The 18,503-nt window shown below is 63.7% G+C and carries 16 protein-coding genes; 9 read left to right on the top strand and 7 right to left on the bottom strand.

Annotated features, from left to right (window positions below; all coding sequences use genetic code 11):
- Positions 1–10 precede the first annotated feature (10 nt).
- From hutI to DCO57_RS20300, 8 genes are all read left to right on the top strand, one after another.
- Positions 11–1,216: an imidazolonepropionase gene (gene hutI / locus DCO57_RS20335; RefSeq protein WP_116700755.1), complete on the top strand. Its 1,206-nt coding sequence runs from the start codon at positions 11–13 to the stop codon at positions 1,214–1,216.
- Positions 1,213–2,769, top strand: a complete 1,557-nt coding sequence (hutH, locus tag DCO57_RS20330) for a histidine ammonia-lyase (protein WP_116700754.1) — start codon at positions 1,213–1,215, stop codon at positions 2,767–2,769. The genes hutI and hutH overlap by 4 nt, the downstream gene beginning before the upstream one ends.
- The gene (hutG, locus tag DCO57_RS20325; protein ID WP_116700753.1) at positions 2,756–3,589 is read left to right on the top strand and encodes an N-formylglutamate deformylase; all 834 of its coding nucleotides are present in this window, start codon (positions 2,756–2,758) and stop codon (positions 3,587–3,589) included. The genes hutH and hutG overlap by 14 nt, the downstream gene beginning before the upstream one ends.
- Entirely contained in the window at positions 3,582–5,255 is a 1,674-nt protein-coding gene (gene hutU / locus DCO57_RS20320) for a urocanate hydratase (protein ID WP_116700752.1), read from the top strand. The genes hutG and hutU overlap by 8 nt, the downstream gene beginning before the upstream one ends.
- Before the next feature lie 51 nt (positions 5,256–5,306).
- Entirely contained in the window at positions 5,307–6,404 is a 1,098-nt protein-coding gene (locus tag DCO57_RS20315; RefSeq protein ID WP_116700751.1) for a TRAP transporter substrate-binding protein, read from the top strand.
- A gap of 293 nt (positions 6,405–6,697) precedes the next feature.
- Positions 6,698–7,201, top strand: coding sequence for a TRAP transporter small permease subunit (locus tag DCO57_RS20310; protein ID WP_116700750.1), 504 nt, complete (start codon positions 6,698–6,700; stop codon positions 7,199–7,201).
- Positions 7,198–8,748 carry a TRAP transporter large permease subunit gene (locus DCO57_RS20305; RefSeq protein WP_116700749.1) on the top strand — a complete coding sequence of 517 codons (1,551 nt, stop codon included), beginning with the start codon at positions 7,198–7,200 and terminating at the stop codon, positions 8,746–8,748. Before DCO57_RS20310 ends, DCO57_RS20305 begins: the two co-directional genes overlap by 4 nt.
- A gap of 49 nt (positions 8,749–8,797) precedes the next feature.
- Positions 8,798–9,052: a helix-turn-helix domain-containing protein gene (locus DCO57_RS20300; protein WP_116700748.1), complete on the top strand. Its 255-nt coding sequence runs from the start codon at positions 8,798–8,800 to the stop codon at positions 9,050–9,052.
- A gap of 82 nt (positions 9,053–9,134) precedes the next feature.
- Here the strand turns inward: DCO57_RS20300 and DCO57_RS20295 are convergent, their stop codons facing one another.
- From DCO57_RS20295 to DCO57_RS20265, 7 genes are all read right to left on the bottom strand, one after another.
- Complete coding sequence (locus tag DCO57_RS20295) at positions 9,135–10,298, bottom strand: iron-containing alcohol dehydrogenase (RefSeq protein WP_116700747.1); 1,164 nt, start codon at positions 10,296–10,298, stop codon at positions 9,135–9,137.
- 167 nt (positions 10,299–10,465) lie between these two features.
- Positions 10,466–11,854, bottom strand: coding sequence for an aldehyde dehydrogenase family protein (locus DCO57_RS20290; protein ID WP_116700746.1), 1,389 nt, complete (start codon positions 11,852–11,854; stop codon positions 10,466–10,468).
- A gap of 195 nt (positions 11,855–12,049) precedes the next feature.
- Complete coding sequence (locus DCO57_RS20285; RefSeq protein WP_116700745.1) at positions 12,050–13,417, bottom strand: glutamine synthetase family protein; 1,368 nt, start codon at positions 13,415–13,417, stop codon at positions 12,050–12,052.
- A 124-nt stretch (positions 13,418–13,541) separates the two neighbouring features.
- Positions 13,542–14,591, bottom strand: a complete 1,050-nt coding sequence (locus DCO57_RS20280) for a TRAP transporter substrate-binding protein (protein WP_116700769.1) — start codon at positions 14,589–14,591, stop codon at positions 13,542–13,544.
- 121 nt (positions 14,592–14,712) lie between these two features.
- Positions 14,713–16,053 (bottom strand): TRAP transporter large permease subunit, encoded by a 1,341-nt coding sequence (locus DCO57_RS20275; protein ID WP_116700744.1) that lies wholly within the window; start codon positions 16,051–16,053, stop codon positions 14,713–14,715.
- Positions 16,053–16,649 (bottom strand): TRAP transporter small permease subunit, encoded by a 597-nt coding sequence (locus tag DCO57_RS20270; protein ID WP_116700743.1) that lies wholly within the window; start codon positions 16,647–16,649, stop codon positions 16,053–16,055. Before DCO57_RS20270 ends, DCO57_RS20275 begins: the two co-directional genes overlap by 1 nt.
- Positions 16,642–17,439 carry an N-formylglutamate amidohydrolase gene (locus DCO57_RS20265; RefSeq protein WP_208978061.1) on the bottom strand — a complete coding sequence of 266 codons (798 nt, stop codon included), beginning with the start codon at positions 17,437–17,439 and terminating at the stop codon, positions 16,642–16,644. Before DCO57_RS20265 ends, DCO57_RS20270 begins: the two co-directional genes overlap by 8 nt.
- Before the next feature lie 146 nt (positions 17,440–17,585).
- Between DCO57_RS20265 and DCO57_RS20260 the strand changes: the two genes are divergently transcribed.
- Positions 17,586–18,455: a MurR/RpiR family transcriptional regulator gene (locus tag DCO57_RS20260; RefSeq protein ID WP_116700742.1), complete on the top strand. Its 870-nt coding sequence runs from the start codon at positions 17,586–17,588 to the stop codon at positions 18,453–18,455.
- Positions 18,456–18,503: the final 48 nt, after the last annotated feature.

Genomic DNA, 18,503 nt, shown 5'->3' with positions numbered 1-18,503 from the left:
GAGCCGGGTCTTGTCAAAGCGCCTTTTCACCAACGCCAGCCTTGCGACGCTCGTGGAAACGGGCACGCCATACGGCCTGATCGCGGACGGCGCGCTGGTGATCGACGGCGACCGGATCGCCTGGGCCGGCAGCGCGAAGGACCTGCCCGCCGACTGGGCGTCCCTCGACGGGGAAGACCTGGGCGGCCGGCTGGTCACCCCCGGTCTGATCGACTGTCACACCCATGTGGTTTTCGGCGGCAACCGGGCGCGGGAATTCGAAATGCGCCTTGAGGGCGCCAGCTACGAAGAGGTGGCCCGTGCGGGCGGCGGCATCGTCTCCACGGTCGGGGCGACCCGCGCCGCCAGCGAGGATGCCTTGCTTGCAGCCGCCCTGCCGCGCATCGACGCGCTGATCGCCGAAGGCGTCACCACCATCGAGATCAAGTCCGGCTACGGCCTGGACCGGGAGACCGAACTGCGCATGCTGCGGACCGCCCGCAGGATCGCCGATCAGCGCCCGATCCGCGTCAGGACCAGCTTTCTCGGCGCCCACGCCATCCCGCCCGAATACAAGGGCCGGCCGGACGCCTATCTGGACGAGGTCTGCCTGCCGGCGCTGGAGGCGGCCCACGCGGAAGGCCTCGTGGATGCCGTCGACGGCTTTTGCGAGGGTATCGCCTTTTCCCCCGAACAGATCGCCCGCGTCTTCGACAAGGCCCGTGAACTCGCACTGCCGGTCAAGCTCCATGCCGAGCAGCTGTCCAATCTGGGCGGCGCGGCCCTGGCGGCCTCCTATGGCGCGCTTTCCGCCGACCACCTGGAATTTCTGGACGAAGCCGGCGTGAAGGCGATGGCCGCAAGCGGCTCCGTCGCCGTTCTGCTGCCCGGCGCGTTCTACACCTTGCGCGAAACGCAATATCCGCCGCTGGAGCTTCTGCGCCGGCACAAGGTGCCCGTCGCCCTGGCCAGCGACTGCAATCCGGGCTCCTCTCCCCTCGCCTCGCTGCTCATCACCATGAACATGGGCTGCACCCTGTTCCGCATGACGCCGGAAGAAGCGCTTGCCGGGGTCACCCGCGAAGCCGCCAGGGCCCTGGGTCTGACCGACCAAGGCACGCTGGAAGCCGGAAAACGCGCCGATCTTGCCATCTGGAACGTGAACCACCCGGCGGAGCTTTCCTACCGGATCGGCTTCAATTCCCTGGAAAAACGCATTTTCGGAGGCTCTCGATGAGCGCTCTTACCCTCATACCGGGCACCGTAACCCTGGCCGATCTGGAACGGATCTGCCGACAGGAACTTCCCGTGCGCATCGACCGGTCGGCGCAAGCGGCGATCGATCTCGCCGCCGAACGCGTCGCCATCGCCGCACGCGGCGACGAAGCGGTCTATGGGGTCAACACGGGCTTCGGCAAGCTGGCCAGCGTCAAGATCGCCGCGCAGGACACGGCCACCCTGCAGCGCAACCTGATCCTGTCCCATTGCTGCGGTGTCGGCGAGGCCCTCGACAGCAGCACCACGCGGCTGATGATGGCCCTCAAGCTGCTCTCCGTCGGCCGGGGCGCCTCCGGTGTGCGTTTCGAGGTTCTGGAACTGATCGAGGCCTGCCTCGAGAAGGGCGTCACGCCGGTCATTCCCTCGCAGGGCTCGGTCGGCGCCTCGGGCGACCTGGCCCCGCTTGCCCATATGACCGCCGTGCTGATCGGCGAAGGCGAGGCCGAATTCGCCGGTGAGCGCATGCCGGGCGGCACGGCGCTGGCAAAGGCCGGATTGAACCCCGTCGTCTTCGGACCGAAAGAGGGTCTCGGGCTGATCAACGGCACGCAGTTTTCCACCGCCTGCGCGCTCACCGCCCTGTTCGATGCCTGGCGGCTTGCGGAGGCAACCCTGCTGACCGCCAGCCTGTCCACCGACGCGATCATGGGCTCGACCGCGCCGCTGCTGCCGGAAATCCACGAGCTGCGCGGCCATCGCGGCCAGATAGAGGTTGCCCGGGCCATGCGAGCCATCATGGAAGGCTCCGAAATCCGCGAGAGCCACCGCGAGGGCGACAGCCGGGTTCAGGATCCCTATTGCATCCGCTGCCAGCCCCAGGTCGCAGGCGCCTGCATCGATCTCCTGCGCATGGCGGCAAGCACGCTCGAAATCGAGGCCAATGCGGCCACCGACAATCCGCTGGTGCTGATCGACGCGGACCGCATCGTCTCCGGCGGCAACTTCCACGCCGAACCGGTCGCCTTCGCCGCCGACCAGATCGCCCTTGCCGTCGCCGAACTCGGCGCCATCGCCCAGCGCCGTGTCGCGCTGATGGTCGACCCGACACTGTCCTTCGACCTGCCGCCGTTCCTGGCCCGGGATCCGGGGCTGAACTCCGGCATGATGATCGCCGAGGTCACCACCGCCGCGCTGATGAGCGAGAACAAGCATCTCGCCAATCCCTGCTCGACGGACTCCACCCCGACCAGCGCCAACCAGGAAGACCATGTCTCCATGGCCGCCCATGGCGCCCGCCGTCTCGGCCGCATGAACCGCAATCTGTCGCATATTCTCGGCGTGGAACTTCTGTGCGCCATCGAGGGCATCGAGCATCGGGCGCCCCTGCGCACCAGCCCGTCGCTGCAGGCGGTCATCGCCCGGCTGCGGGAGACTGTGCCCGCGCTCGACAAGGACCGCTACTTGGCCCCCGACCTGGAAAAGGCCGCCGACCTCGTGCGCAGCCGGGCCCTTGTGTCCGTCCTGTCGCCGGAGCATCTGATCACGCTGGGAGGAAACCATGCAGCCGGTTGACGTCACCCGGGGAGACGGACCTCTCGTTCTGGGCGTTCCCCATGCGGGCACCTTCGTGCCGCAGGAGATTCTGGCCCGTCTGAACGAGACCGGCCGCAAGCTTGCCGACACGGACTGGCATGTCGACCGGCTCTACTCCGGCCTGCTGCCCGGCGTGACGATGGTCCGCGCCAATTTCCATCGCTACGTGATCGACGCCAACCGCGATCCGGAAGGCGTGTCGCTCTATCCCGGCCAGAACACCACGACCCTCTGCCCGACCACCGATTTCGACGGACGCCCCCTCTATCACGCCGGCGAGGAGCCGGATGCGGCCGAGATCGAGGCGCGCCGGCAGGCCTGGCATGCGCCTTACCATGCCGCGCTCGCCGCCGAGCTGGAGCGGGTAAAGGCAAGGCACGGGGTCGCCATCCTCTACGACTGCCATTCGATCCGCTCCGTCGTGCCCTTCCTGTTCGAGGGCACCCTGCCGGATTTCAACACCGGCACCAACAACGGGACCACCTGCGCCGCACCGGTGGAGGAAGCCGTCGTCGGCCGGACGCAGGCGGCCGAAGGCTACAGCGCCGTCCTCAACGGCCGTTTCAAGGGCGGCTGGACGACCCGTCACTACGGGCGCCCGGCAGACGGTGTCCACGCCATCCAGATGGAACTGGCGCAAAAGACCCATCTTGCCACCGAAGACACGCCCTTTGCCTATGACGAGGCCAGGGCCGAACGTCTTCGCGCCCATCTCGGGGACATTCTCGGCGCGCTGGAAGGCCTTGCCCCGTCCCTTGCCCGAAACCTTCAGGATACTCAGGGAGCGAACCATGGTTGACCGCCGCCACAATGCCCGCGACGTGTTCCCGCCGACAGGCACCGAACTCAATGCCAAGTCCTGGCTGACCGAAGCGCCGCTGCGCATGCTGATGAACAATCTGCATCCGGATGTGGCGGAAAATCCGCATGAACTGGTGGTCTATGGCGGCATCGGCCGCGCCGCGCGCACCTGGGACGATTTCGACCGCATCGTCGCCAGTCTCAAGCAACTTGAGGACGACGAGACCCTGCTCGTCCAGTCCGGCAAGCCGGTGGGCGTGTTCAGGACCCACAAGGACGCGCCGCGCGTGCTGATCGCCAATTCCAACCTGGTGCCGCACTGGGCCAACTGGGATCACTTTCACGAACTCGACAAGAAGGGACTGGCCATGTACGGCCAGATGACCGCCGGATCGTGGATCTATATCGGCACCCAGGGCATCGTGCAGGGCACCTATGAAACCTTCATGGAAGCCGGCCGCCAGCATTATGACGGCAACCTGAAGGGCCGCTGGATCCTGACCGGCGGCCTCGGCGGCATGGGCGGCGCCCAGCCGTTGGCCGCCGTCATGGCCGGCGCCTGCTGCCTGGCGGTCGAATGCGACGAGAAAAGCGCCGACTTCCGCCTGCGCACCCGCTATGTCGACGAAAAGACCCATTCCCTCGACGAGGCGCTTGAGATGATCGAGCGCTGGACCAAGGCCGGCGAAGCCAAATCCGTCGCCCTGATCGGCAATGCCGCCGACGTCTTTCCCGAGCTGGTCAGACGCGGCGTGAAGCCGGACATGGTCACCGACCAGACCTCCGCCCACGACCCGGTCAACGGCTACCTGCCCCAGGGCTGGACTGTCGCCGAATGGCGGGCCAGGGCCGAGAGCGATCCCAAGGCGGTGGAAAAGGCCGCCCGCGCCTCGATGAAGGTCCATGTGGCCGCGATGGTCGATTTCTGGAACGCCGGGGTGCCGACCCTCGACTACGGCAACAACATCCGCCAGATGGCGCTGGAGGAAGGGCTGGAAAACGCCTTCGCCTTCCCCGGCTTCGTCCCGGCCTATATCCGTCCGCTCTTCTGCCGCGGCATCGGCCCGTTCCGCTGGTGCGCCCTGTCCGGCGATCCGGAGGACATCTACCGGACCGACGCCAAGGTGAAGGAACTCATCCCGGACGATCCGCACCTGCACAACTGGCTCGACATGGCGCGCGAGCGCATTTCCTTCCAGGGCCTTCCGGCGCGGATCTGCTGGGTCGGCCTCGGCCAGCGCCATCGCCTCGGCCTCGCCTTCAACGAAATGGTGCGCACCGGGGAACTGAAGGCGCCGGTCGTCATCGGCCGCGACCATCTGGATTCGGGCTCCGTGGCCTCGCCGAACCGGGAAACCGAATCCATGAAGGACGGCTCCGATGCCGTCTCCGACTGGCCGCTCCTGAATGCGCTGCTCAACACCGCTTCCGGCGCCACCTGGGTGTCGCTGCACCATGGCGGCGGTGTCGGCATGGGCTTTTCCCAGCATTCGGGCATGGTCATCTGCTGCGACGGTACGCAGGACGCGGACCGTCGCATCGAACGGGTGCTGTGGAACGACCCGGCCACCGGCGTGATGCGTCACGCCGATGCCGGATATGAAATCGCGATCGACTGCGCGAAAGAACAGGGGCTCAACCTGCCGGGAATTCTGGGAGACTAAAAACCACGGCAGGACGCTCCGGGCATAAATCTGTGAACGAGGGGTAATACCATGAAAAGACGTGATTTTCTCAAAGCCGGTGCCACAGGCACCGTCGCTGCCGCCGCCACCACTCTGGCGGCTCCGGCAATCGCTCAGGACGTGCGCCAGTGGCGCATGGTCACCGCCTGGCCGAAGAACCTTCCCGGTCCCGGCGTGGCTGCGCAAATGCTGGCGGACCGCATCACCGCGCTGTCCGGCGGCCGCATCGAGGTCAAGCTCTTTGCCGCCGGCGAAATCGTCCCGGGCAACGGTGTCTTCGACGCCGTCGGCCAGGGCACGGCCGAGCTGTATCATGCGGTTCCCGCCTATTGGGGCTCCAAGTCCAAGGGCATCCTGCTGTTCGGCTCCCAGCCCTTCGGCCTGACCGCCCCCGAACAGGCCGGCTGGCTGATCCATGGCGGCGGTCAGGCGCTGTATGACGAGATCTATGCCAACTTCAACCTGAAGCCGTTCCTGTGCGGCAATTCCGGACCGCAGTGGGCCGGCTGGTTCCGCAACGAGATCAACAGCGCCGACGATCTCAAGGGCCTGAAGTTCCGCTCCACCGGCCTCGCCTCGGAAATGTGCTCCAAGCTCGGCATGGCCGTTCAGGCCATGAGCGGTCCGGCCATGTTCCAGGCGTTGCAGTCCGGCGCCCTGGATGCGGGCGAGTTCATCGGCCCGTGGAGCGACAGTGCGCTCGGCTACTACCAGATCGCCAAGAACTACTACTGGCCCGGCGTCGGCGAGCCGTCTTCGGCCGAGGAATGCGCCGTCAATCTGGAAGCCTACAACGATCTTCCCGAAGATCTTCAGGCAGCCGTGCGCCATGCCTGCGCCAGCCTCTACAACGACGTGCTGACCGAGTACAACACCAAGCACGCCCAGGCCCTGACCCAGCTGGTCAACGATCACGGCGTGATGGTGCGCAAGCTCCCGGATGAAGTGATCATCGCCATGGGCAATGCCGCCGGCGAAGTGATCGCGGATCTGAGGGCCAGCGATGATGAACTGGTCAAACGCATCACCGAAAGCTTCCTCGCCTACCGCAAGCTGATGCGTGAATACATGCCCTATGCGGACAACGGCCAGATGAACGCCCGCGTCATGGACTACAACTACGACTGACCGGACGGCACCTGCGCGCGGGGGAGAGGAACCTCTCCCCCGAACCGATGCCGTTCGACCACGGCAGATCTCATCCTGCGACGGGCTTGACGGTCCGTCTCGGGACGAGAGTGCGTTGAGAATACGCTTCTCGGCTGGAAAGCCGGAACCGGCGTGGCCTCTCCGCAATCGCTGCCCGGAACAGCGGTCACCGGTTCCCCGCCTGCGCGGGGATGACAAGTGGCAGGTCTTCTGATCCTAATTCGCGACGGGCAAATCCGGTCCTGGCCGGATCGAACAGCAGGATACATCAGATGGAAAAACTTGCGGGCGCGCTGGAGCGCGTCAATTCGGTGATCGGCAACACGATGTGCTGGGCGGCGCTCGCCATGCTGATGCTGCAGTTCGTGATCGTGCTCCTGCGCTACGTCTTCGGCTACAGCTACATTTTTCTCGATGAAGGCGTGCTCTATTTCCACGCTTCCCTGTTCATGCTCGGGGCCGGCTACACCTTCCTGGTCAATGCCCATGTGCGGGTCGACATCTTCTATGCCAAATGTTCGGAACGCGCCCAGGCCTGGATCGACCTCTTCGGGCATGTTTTCCTGCTGACGCCCGCACTTCTGCTGCTGCTCTGGTTTTCCTGGCCGACCGTGCGCGGCAGCTGGTCGATTCTCGAGGGGCCGATTTCCGTCGGCGGCATTCCGGCTTCCTTCCTGCTGAAATCCCTCATACCCGCCTATTGCATCCTTCTTCTGGTCCAGGGACTTGCCGCCCTGATCCGTGACATTCTCCGGCTGAAAGGCGCCGCAGCATGAGCCTGCCCCTCGATCTGATCATGTTCGGCGCGCTGATCGCCTTCATCCTGCTCGGCTATCCCGTCGCCTTCACCATCGCCGGCGTCGCGACGGGCTTCGCGCTGCTTGGATGGATGCTCGGCGACTTCAACATCCAGCTGATGGGCGCCATGGGCCAGCGCTTCTTCGGCGTGCTCACCAATCCGGTCCTGACGGCCATTCCCCTCTTCGTGCTCATGGGCATCATCCTGGAAAAGAGCCGCATCGCGGAAGATCTGCTCGAAACCATGGGCCGTCTGTTCGGCCGGATGAACGGCGGTCTCGGCATCTCGGTCATGCTGGTCGGCGCGCTGCTGGCCGCCTCCACCGGCATTGTCGGTGCGACAGTGGTGGCCATGGGGCTGATTGCCCTGCCGACCATGCTGCGCAACGGCTACGATCCGAAGCTCGCCTCCGGCATGGTCTGCACCGCCGGAACCCTCGGACAGATCATTCCCCCCTCCACGCTGCTGATCATCCTGGCCGACGTCATGTCCAACGCCTTCCAGCAGGCCCAGTATGCGCAGGGAAAATTCACCATCGAGACCATTTCCGTCGGCCAGACCTTCGCTGCGGCGATGGTGCCCGGCCTGCTGCTGGTGCTGGTCTATTGCGCCTATATCGCCGGCCGCGCGTTCCTCTTTCCCGCGGACGCGCCCGCCATGAAGGAACATGTCGACAAGCCGTCCGCAGGCGAGATCGCCGGCGCCATCGTCCCGCCGGTCCTGCTGATCTTCGCCGTGCTCGGCTCGATCCTCGGCGGCATCGCGTCGCCCAACGAGGCGGCCTCCGTCGGTGCCGTCGGCGCGATCCTGCTGGCAGGCCGGCGCCTCGGCGTCTCCACCCGCCTGATCGTGCTGGCCACCCTTGCCCTGCTTGTCCTTGCAGTGGCGGCCACCCTTCTCCCGGTCCGCCTGCAACGCTCCGACATATCGGCCGGTGGCTATGTGCTGGCCGCACTCTATGCCGGACTGGCGGTCTTTGCCCTTCTTGTCATCCTGCGCATCCTGAAGGCCGCCTTTTCCGACGGGCTCCTGAAGGCTTCCCTGCTGTCGACCCTGACCGTCACCTCGATGATCTTCGCGACCATCCTGATGGCGAGTTTCTTCTCCCTGGTCTTCGTCGGTCTTGGCGGCGAGGACCGGGTGCATCAGATCCTCGAGGAAATGCCCGGCGGCGCCACCGGCGCGCTGATCTTCGCCATGCTGTTCGTCTTCGTGCTCGGCTTTTTTCTCGATTTCGTCGAGATCTCGGTGATCCTGCTGCCCGTGCTCATTCCGCCGCTCATCCTCATGGGCATCGATCCGGTCTGGCTGACCGTGCTGATCGCCGTCAACCTGCAGACCTCCTTCCTGACCCCGCCCTTCGGATTCTCGCTGTTCTACCTGCGCGGCGCGGCGCCGAAGGAGATCACCACCGGCCAGATCTATCGCGGCGTCGTCCCCTTCATTCTGCTGCAGGTCGTGGCGGTGGCGATCCTGTGGCTGTTCCCCGCCCTGGCCACCGGATTGCCCCGCTGGCTTTACTAGGGTGTGACCTCATAAATGAAGACGAGATGGCAAAAGCCCGTCAGGAAGCATGCATGGAGCGGGATTGCCCGCCCGGGAGGTGTCACAGGCAATCAACCGTCTGGCCGGCGAGAATGTTTGCCGCTATGTGAACGGCATGCGCGTACAGGAGCTGCGCCGACTGCTGATGCAGCAGCAGGACAAGACCATAACCACCGCCATGCATGAGGCCGGTTTCGTCAACAGGTCAAACTTCAGCAGGGAGTTTCAGGGCATCACCGGACAGACTCCGGTCGCATGGCGGAATACCGGCGGCAACGGATAGGACGTTGGTCGATCACCCCGAATTCGAATGAAGACGGGGTGATCGTATATTGGGAAACGGCGTGCCTCAGGGCACAGTGCCGTCAGACCGTGCCGAGCTGCGCCTTGTCGAAGATCTCCAGGGCGCCGTCCTTTGTCAGCGGCACCGGGTTGCCGCCCGCGGTCGGATCGACAATGGCCATTTCGGCAATCAGATCGCGCTTGCTGTCATCGACCTTCAGGCCCGCGAGCGTATGCGGCACGCCGAGGTCCTCGCGCAGTTTCAGGACGGTTTCCAGAACGCCCTGATAGCCGCCCGCGATGCCGAGGAACCCGGCCAGACGTTCGAATTTTCCCTCGATGGCCGGTCTGTTGAACTGCATCACATAGGGCATGAACACCGCGTTGGTCATGCCGTGGTGGGTGTCGTAGAGCGCGCCGACCGGATGGGACAGCGAATGGATGGCGCCAAGGCCCTTCTGGAAGGCAACCGCCCCCATGGCCGCAGCGCTCATCAGATGGCCGCGCGCTTCCAGGTCGGTGCCGTCGGCGGCAACCTTCGGCAGGTTCTCCAGAACCAGCCGCATGCCTTCCAGGGCGATGCCCTCGGACATCGGATGATACATCGGCGCCGAATAGGCTTCCAGGCAATGGGCCAGCGCGTCCATGCCGGTGCCCACGGTGATGAAGCGCGGCATGCCAACCGTCAGTTCCGGATCGCAGATCACGATGGCCGGCAGCATCTTCGGATGGAAGATGACCTTCTTGGTATGGGTCGCCTCGTTGGTCACCACGCCCGCGCGGCCGACTTCCGACCCCGTGCCCGCCGTGGTCGGCACCGCGATGATCGGCGCGATCCCGGCCGGATCGGCCCGGGTCCACCAGTCACCGATATCCTCGAAATCCCAGATCGGACGGCTCTGACCGGACATGAAGGCGATCAGCTTGCCCGCATCAAGACCCGAGCCGCCACCGAAGGCGATCACCCCGTCATGCCCGCCGGCCTTGAAGGCGTCGACGCCCGCCGAAACGTTGCTGTCCACGGGGTTCGGCTTGACGTCCGCAAAGACGGCAGCGCTGAGACCCGCGGCCTTCAGGCTTTCAATCGCCTCGGCAACCATCGGCAGGGCGGCAAGCCCCGGATCGGTGACCAGCAGCGGATTGGTCATGCCGGTGGCCTTGACCGCCTCCGGCAGTTCCCGGATACGCCCGGCGCCGAAGCGGATGGAAGTGGGGTAGGACCAGTTGACGGAAGGAAGTGCGCTCATGTGTGTCTCGTGGGTTGAACGTTGGTAACCAGAACTGGGCCTTTCCCAGTCAATTTCGTCAGACATCGGCACCGCGTTTCAGCGTGCCGACAGAGATGGAAGCGCGCCGCACCCGCCCGGCCGGCAGGCAACGGATTGCGGGGCGGCGCACTCGATCCTTTGGTCCCTTAATGCTCCACGCGGAAGTGGAAGGATTTCGGTCTTGTCAGGTTGTGGAAGCCTATCTCCGACAGGGCCGCGCCCTTGCCGGTATCCTTGACGCCGGTCCACACAAGAGCCGGATCGAGATAGTCGCAGCGGTTCATGAACACCGTGCCGGTCTCGACCTTGTCTCCGATCCGGGCGGCGGCATCCACATCTTCCGTCCAGATCGATGCGGTCAGGCCATAGGGGCTGTCATTCATGAACTGCAGCGCTTCCTCATCGTCCCGGACCTTCATGATGCCGACGACGGGACCGAAGCTTTCCTCGCGCATGACGGACATCTGGTGGTTCACGTCGGTCAGCACCTGCGGAGCAAGATAGGGCGTGCCGTCCTTGTCCTGGGGAAATTTCGACGGGTCGATATGAGCCCTGGCGCCCTTGCGCAGTGCCTCCTGGGTCTGTTCGCGCACCCAGGCAGCGAAGCGGGCCTGGGCCATCGGGCCGAGCGTGGTCGCCTCGTCCAGCGGGTTGCCGAGCTTGTACTGGCTGGTCAGATCGACGAAACCGTCGACGAAGCGGTCGAACAGACTTTCATGCACATAGATCCGCTCGATACCGCAGCAGCACTGGCCGGAATTGAAGAAAGCCCCGTCCACCAGATTGCCGACCGCATAGTCCAGGTCGGCATCCGAACGGACATAGGCCGGATCCTTGCCGCCGAGCTCCAGGCCGAGCGTGGCGAAAGTCCCGGCCAGCGCCTTTTCGATGGCACGACCGCCGCCGACGGACCCCGTGAAATTGACATGATCGATCGCCCCGGAGCCGAGCAGCTTTTCGGTGCCTGCATGGGTCAGGACAATATTCTGGAACACCCCTTTGGGCAGACCGGCGATCTCGAACGCCCTGGCAAGACGCTCGCCGACCAGAAGGGTCTGCGCGGCATGTTTCAGGAGGACCACATTGCCCGCCATCAACGCCGGCATGATGGTGTTGATCGCCGTCATGAACGGATAGTTCCACGGCGCGATCACCATGACGATGCCCAGAGGCACACGCTTCACATAACGCTTGAAACCGGGCTTGTCGGTGCGCTCGATATCCGCGAGCGCTTCCGCGGCTGTCTTTGCGCAATATTCCGTCCGCTCGATCGTGCCCCCCAGTTCGCCGCCATAGCGCACCGGCCGGCCCATCTGCCAGGCCAGCTCCGTGACCACCTCGTCATTCATCCCCTTGAGAGCTTCCAGGGCCTTTTCGCAATAGGCCACCCGCTCGGATACCGGCAGGGCCGCCCAGCCGGGCTGCGCGGAGCGGGCAAGCGAAACGGTTTTCTCGACGGCGGGTTCATCCAGGGCCGGACGTTCGGCATAGACAGAACCGTCGATGGGGGAGATAAGTCTGATCACATCTGACATTCCGGAACCTCTCAGAGCAGCGTCTTTTCGCGCGGCTTTGTTGAAAGTGGTTGGCTCTAACTTCAATTCCCTGCCGTACCGGTATCCCGACGAGACGCGAAACGCTGTCAGGCAAGACCGGCGGCAAACTCCTGAACGTGGGCCCCATTCCCGGGGATGGGCCGTCCGGCCCTCCGCGGGATGCGGGCAGGCCTGCTATGCCCGTTCGAAGCCGCGGGCGATTTCATAATCCGTGACCGCCCGGTCGAATTCCTCGATTTCCCACTCCGCCGCACGGGCGTAGTGATCGATCACGCCATCCGAGAAAGCCTCGCGCAGGAACTTCGACTTGCGCATGGTTTCGCGGGCATCCCGCAGGCTCTGCGGGATTTCCCTTGCCCGTTTGGCTTCATAGACATCACCGGCGGCCGGCGGGTCGAGCGGCAGCTTTTCTTCGATGCCCTTCAGGCCGGCGGCGATCTGAACGGCAAGCGCAAGATAGGGATTGAGATCGGATCCGCCAATGCGGCATTCCACCCTGAGCGCCTTGGTCCCCTCGCCGCACAGGCGGAAGCCGGCCGTGCGGTTGTCGATCGACCAGACGGTCTTCGTCGGTGCGAAGGTGCCCTTCTGGAACCGCTTGTAGCTGTTGATGTAGGGCGCCAGGAAATAGGTGTAGTCGGGTGCGTATTTGATCAGCCCGGCAACATAGTGGTGCATCGTCTCCGACATGCCGTATTCGCCCTTGGCGTCGCAAAAGACATTGTTGCCGTCCCTGTCGAACAGCGACTGATGCACATGCGAGGAAGAGCCGACCTTGTCATGCCGCCATTTCGCCAGGAAGGACGCCGAGCGCCCTTTCGCCCAGGCGATCTCCTTGACCGCGTGCTTGGCGATGGTGTGATATTCGGCCGTATCCAGTGCCGGGGCGTATTTGATGTTGAGCTCTTCCTGGCCCGCCTCCGCCTCGCCCTTGGTATTCTCCACCGGAATGCCCGCCTCGAAGAGGCAATTGCGCACCGGGCGCATGACGTCCTCTTCCTTGGTGGTCTGCAGGATATGATAATCTTCGTTGTAACCGGAGATCGGCTCCAGATCGCGGAAGCCCCCCTTGCGCATGTCCTCGTAGCTCTTCTCGAACAGGAAGAATTCCAGTTCGGTCGCCATGACCGGCGTGAGGCCAAGCGCGTCCATACGGGCAACCTGCGCCTTCAGCATGGCCCGCGGGGAATGCGGCACGTCCTCGTGGGTATGATGATCCTGCACGTCGCAGATCACCATCGCCGTCCCCTCCAGCCACGGCACCAGCCGCAAGGTGGCCAGATCCGGCTTCATGACGTAGTCGCCATAGCCGCCCGACCAGCTTGTCGCCGCATACCCCTCGACCGTGTACATCTCGAGATCGGTCGCCAGCAGATAGTTGCAGCAGTGGGTTTCGTTGTAGGCGCTGTCGACGAAATGCCGGGCATGAAACCGTTTGCCCATCAGCCGCCCCTGCATATCGACGATGCAGGTGAGCACCGTATCGATTTCGCCCGAGGAAACGAGTGTTTTCAGCGCATCGAAGGTCAGGTTGCCTGGCATTTCTTGAGTCCGTGTTGGGCGGGTCTTGGGTCTTTGAAATCCGAAAGCCGGTCCGGGGCCTTGAGCTCCGGACCGGTAAGTGCGGTCATGCCGGCCAATGAGACACGGCATGACCTGGGCAACATCAGGAGTAACGGTAGGGCCGGCCGGCCTTCTGCATGTCCTGATTGTACTTCTTGAAGATCTCGACGACCTTCGCCTTGACCGGAGACTCTGCGGCGATCTCGTCCCAGAAGGCCATCGCGGCCTCTTCGACCGTGGCCCATTCGGCGTCCGGAATGGTGGTCAGCTCCATCTTGGTGCCGTTGACACGCAGATTGGCTTCACCGCCCCAGTACCACCACTGGCGATAGTAGTGCGAGGCGTCCATGGCGAGCTGCAGCAGGGTCTTCAGGTGATCCGGCAGTTCGTCCCAGCGCTCCTGATTGGCGAAGAAGGACCCCGCCCAGGCACCCGAGATGTTGTTGGTCAGGAAGTAGTTGGTCACATCGGCCCAGCCGACCGTGTAGTCTTCCGTAATACCCGACCAGGCGATGCCGTCGAGTTCGCCGGTCTGGACGGCAACCTCGATGTCTTCCCACGGCAGGGTGACCGGAACGACGCCGAACTGGCTCATGAAACGCCCGGCGGTCGGGAAGGTGAAGATACGCTTGCCTTCCAGATCCTTCAGCGAGCGGATCGGGTCCTTGGTGGCGAAATGGCACGGGTCCCACGAACCGGCGGAAATGTGCTTGACGCCAACCTTGGCATATTCCTCTTCCCAGATTTCCTTCAGGCCATACTGGTTGAACAGCACCGGCACATCGAGGGAATAGCGGGATCCGAACGGGAAATAGCCACCGAAGACGGTGACTTCCGTCGGAGAGGCCATGCTGTCGTCATCGGACTGGACGGCATCGATGGTGCCCTGCTGCATGGCGCGGAACAGTTCCCCGGTCGGAACGAGCTGATCCGCCGTATAAAGCTCGATTACCATCTCGCCGTTCGCCGCCTTGTTGAAGGCATCGATATGCGGCTTGATCACATGTTCGGCCAGGGCCGGACCCGCGTAGGTCTGCAGGCGCCACTTGATCGGCGACTGGCCATGAACGGCGGGAGCCGCGAGAGTGGCGGCGCCTGCGGCGGCAACGGTGCCGACACCGGCCTTTTTGAGAAAATCACGTCTGTTGGTCATATTGAGTTCCCCTTGCTTCATTCAAGAATCCTGACAGTCCGGCCGGTTCCCGGCTCTGATCCGACTGCCCTTTCAACTCCGTTTTCTCCGGATGTTGTTTTTATTGTTCCCCATGTCTCACCTATTTGCCGTAGATCAGGTCCGGCAGCCAGAGCGCGATCTGCGGGAAAGTCATCACCAGCACCAGCGCCAGGATCATCACCAGCACGAACGGCGTGATCGAACCGTAGATATCGCGCATGGAAATGCTCGGAGGTGCCATCGCCCGCATCAGGAAAAGATTGTAACCGAATGGCGGCGTCATATAGGCGATCTGGGTGGTAATCGTGTAGAGCACCCCGTACCAGATCAGCACATCGCCCGCGGGCATGCCCAGATCCAGCCGCGCCACCAGCGGCACATAGAGCGGCGCGACGATCACCAGCATGGCCGTATCATCGAGAAAGGTTCCCATCACCAGAAAGGACAGCTGCATCAGGATGAGGATCATCCATGGCGACAGGCCGAGCTGTTCGGTAAACAGGTTCTCGATGGCCTTGACCGCGCCCAGCCCGTCGAACACGGCGCCGAAGCCCAGTGCCGCCAGAATGATCCACATGAACATGCAGGAAATGCCCAGCGTGTTCTTCATGCACAGGATCAGGATATCCAGGGTCATGCGCCGCTTGACAACGGCGGCCAGCAGGGCGGTCAGCGCGCCGATGGCGGAACTTTCCACCAGGCTCGTCCAGCCGTTGACGAAGGGCACCATCATGGTCGCGAAGATCGCCAGCGGCAGGATGCCCGCCAGAAGGAGATGGTATTTCTCGCCGCTGGAGGACTGACGCTCGTCCTCGGTCAGCGCCGGCCCCAGTTCGGGGTTCATCCGGCAACGCACGGCGATATAGACGATGAACATGGCCGCCATCATCAGGCCGGGCACCACACCGGCAAGCCAGAGCTGGCCGACGGGCGCGCGGGCGATCATCGCATAAAGCACCAGCACCACGGAGGGGGGCACGAGAATGCCCAGGGACGACCCGGCCTGGATCACCCCCGTGACCATGCGCTTGTCGTATTTTCGCTTCAACAGCTCAGGCAGGGCGATCGTGGCCCCGATGGCCATACCGGCCACGGACAGGCCGTTCATGGCCGAGATCAGCACCATCAGGAGGATGGTGCCGATGGCGAGACCGCCGTTTACCGGCCCCATCCAGACATGAAACATCTTGTAGAGGTCGTCCGCGATCTTCGTTTCCGACAGGACATAGCCCATGAAGATGAACATCGGCAGGGTCAGCAGCGGATACCATTTCATCAGCTTCATCGCGGCCGAAAACGGAATATCTCCGCCCCCGGTGCCCCAGAGGGCCAGGGCCGCGATGGCGGCAATGCCGCCGATCGCGCCGAAGACGCGCTGCCCCGTCAGAAGCATCAGCATCATCGACGAGAACATGAGGATGGCGATCATCTCATAGGACATCAGACCGTCTCTCCCCGCAGCACGACGATATCCTTGAGGAACTCCGAGACCGCCTGCAGCAGCATCAGGAAGAATCCGAGAACCATCACGAATTTGACTGGCCACAGATACGGCCGCCAGGCCGTGGGACTGCGTTCGATATACCCGAGTTTCTCACCGGCGGCTTCAGGGCCCCCGGTCACGAATGCGGTGATGAGGTCCCAGTAGAACGCGAAGGGCTCCTTGCCGAAATAGCCCAGCGAATAGGCGGTCGAATTCAACGCGCCGTAAAGCAGGACCCCGAGATAGAACATCAGCAACAGCACCGTGAAAGCATCGAACCAGGCCTTTTTCCGCCGGCTCCAGTCGGCATAGAAAAGATCCATGCGGACGTTGGAACCCAGCTGGACCGAATAGGGACCGCCGAGAACGTAATAGGCGACCATGGCGAACTGGGCGACTTCCAGGGTCCAGAGCGACGGATTGAAGAATGTCTTCGACACGGACGACCACAGCAGGATGCCGGCCATCACGAAGATGCCCCACATGATGATCTTGCCGAGGCCCCGGTTGAAGCCGTCGACCGCGTGAATGTAGCAGCGCGCAGCCTTAAGCATGGGCACTCCCCTTCGCGCTGCCGAGCGTCGCCCCGGCCGCATGTGCAAGCATCGGCGCCAGCATCTCCGACCAGCGGCTTTCTTCCTCCGCGGTCTTCACTTCGTCGTTGCGGATCTCGATCATCAGGCACGGCAGCTGCCGGTCTTCGCCATGGCGGCGGATGGTGTAATAGACGCCGTCCGAGGGCGCATAAGGCTCATTGTCGCCGACTGTCAGGTCGCCTCTCCGGCGAAGCTCGGAAAGCACCGGATCGGCGAGTCTGCGGTCCCTGTCGGAGATCAGGCCGATCTCCCAGGGTCTGGCATCGCCCTTGTAGACGGGCGTGAAGGAATGGATCGACACCACGGCAGTCGGCAATCCCCGGTCCAGCCGCTGGTTGATGACCTTGTCGATCGCCTCGTGAAACGGCCGGTGCGCCAGGTCCAGACGAAACGCGATCTCCGATGCGGAGAGATTCCGGTTTCCGGCGATCGGGGTGGTTTCGCTGAGGCTGGGGATCAGATCCGCACGATCCTCTTCCCGATTGCAGTCGATGACCAGACGGGAGACCCCACTGTGGACCAGCGGTGAATCGAGACGTTGCGACAGACCGAGGGCGACGCCGAGCGCGCCGGGATCCCAGGCGATATGAGCGGTCTTGTCGGTCTGGGTAATCCCGAGCGAGCGATCATAGGGCGGCGGAAGGAAATTGGATGCGTGGTCGCACACAAACACGAAGGGACCGGTGCCCTCCGCATTTTCGACCGCAACGGTCCGGGACATGCCATCCGCCTGGAGGCTCGCGCCCATGCCAAACTCCCTGAAAAATCAATGCCGGCAGGTCTGTAACTTTTATTACAGTATTGCCGATGGGACCAAGTTCTGTAATATTTGATACGTAGATTGCTGCCGCTGTCAAATGAAATTCAACGCAGCAGAACATCAGGTCCGCCATCATGGAACGCCCGCTTCTGGAAGAAATCCGCGACCGACTGGACGAATTCACCGCGACGGAAAAGAGAGCGGCGCATGCGCTTCTGGGCAATTATCCCATGCAGGGCCTGGGCACGGTTGCCCAGTTCGCCGAGGCCGCGGGGGTCAGTTCACCGACCATCCTGCGCTTCATCGGCAGGCTGGGATATCCGGGCTTCGCCGAGTTCCAGAGAAAGCTGCGCGGCGAGCTGGAAAACCAGCTCAATTCACCGCTGGCACGAAGCGCCCATATGGCCGATGACGCCAACGGCGACCCCCATGTCGGCCAGCTTGTGGAAAACGTCCGCGAGACCTTTGCCCATCTGCCCGGAGGCGAACTGGCCGGCCTTATCCGGCTGCTGTCGGACGAACGCAAGGCCATCCATCTGATCGGCGGCCGGTTTACCGACGGCCTGGCCCGATACATGGCCGCCCATCTGAGGATCGTGCGCCCGAATGTGACCCATGTGGCCGGACAGCACGGCAACTGGCTGGACCAGCTCATCGGAATGGGCCCCAAGGACGTGGTCGTTGTGTTCGACATCCGCCGATACCAGGCCGAAATCATCCAGTTCGCCGAAGCCGCCGCCAAACAGGGCGCGACGGTGGCACTTGTCACCGACAGCTGGATGTCCCCGGTCGGCCGGTTCGCAAGCTTCGTCCTGCCTGCCCGCGTGGCCGTGCCCTCCCCCTGGGATTCATCCCTTGCGCTGATGGCGATTGCCGAAGTGCTGATTGCCGGCGTCACCCGTGAGAACCAGGAGCGCGCCCAGGAACGCATGCGCGCCCTGGAAGAACTGCGCAACGAAATCGACCCTTCCACCGAAGGCACGCGGGCCGGGCCGGACATATGAACGGCAGGCGATCGCCCCGGCTGACGTCCCTGCTTTCGTGAGCCCGTG

The organism is Labrenzia sp. 011 (genome assembly GCF_003075075.1).
Lineage (GTDB): Bacteria > Pseudomonadota > Alphaproteobacteria > Rhizobiales > Stappiaceae > Roseibium.
This window is presented reverse-complemented; position numbering and strand designations above follow the sequence as displayed.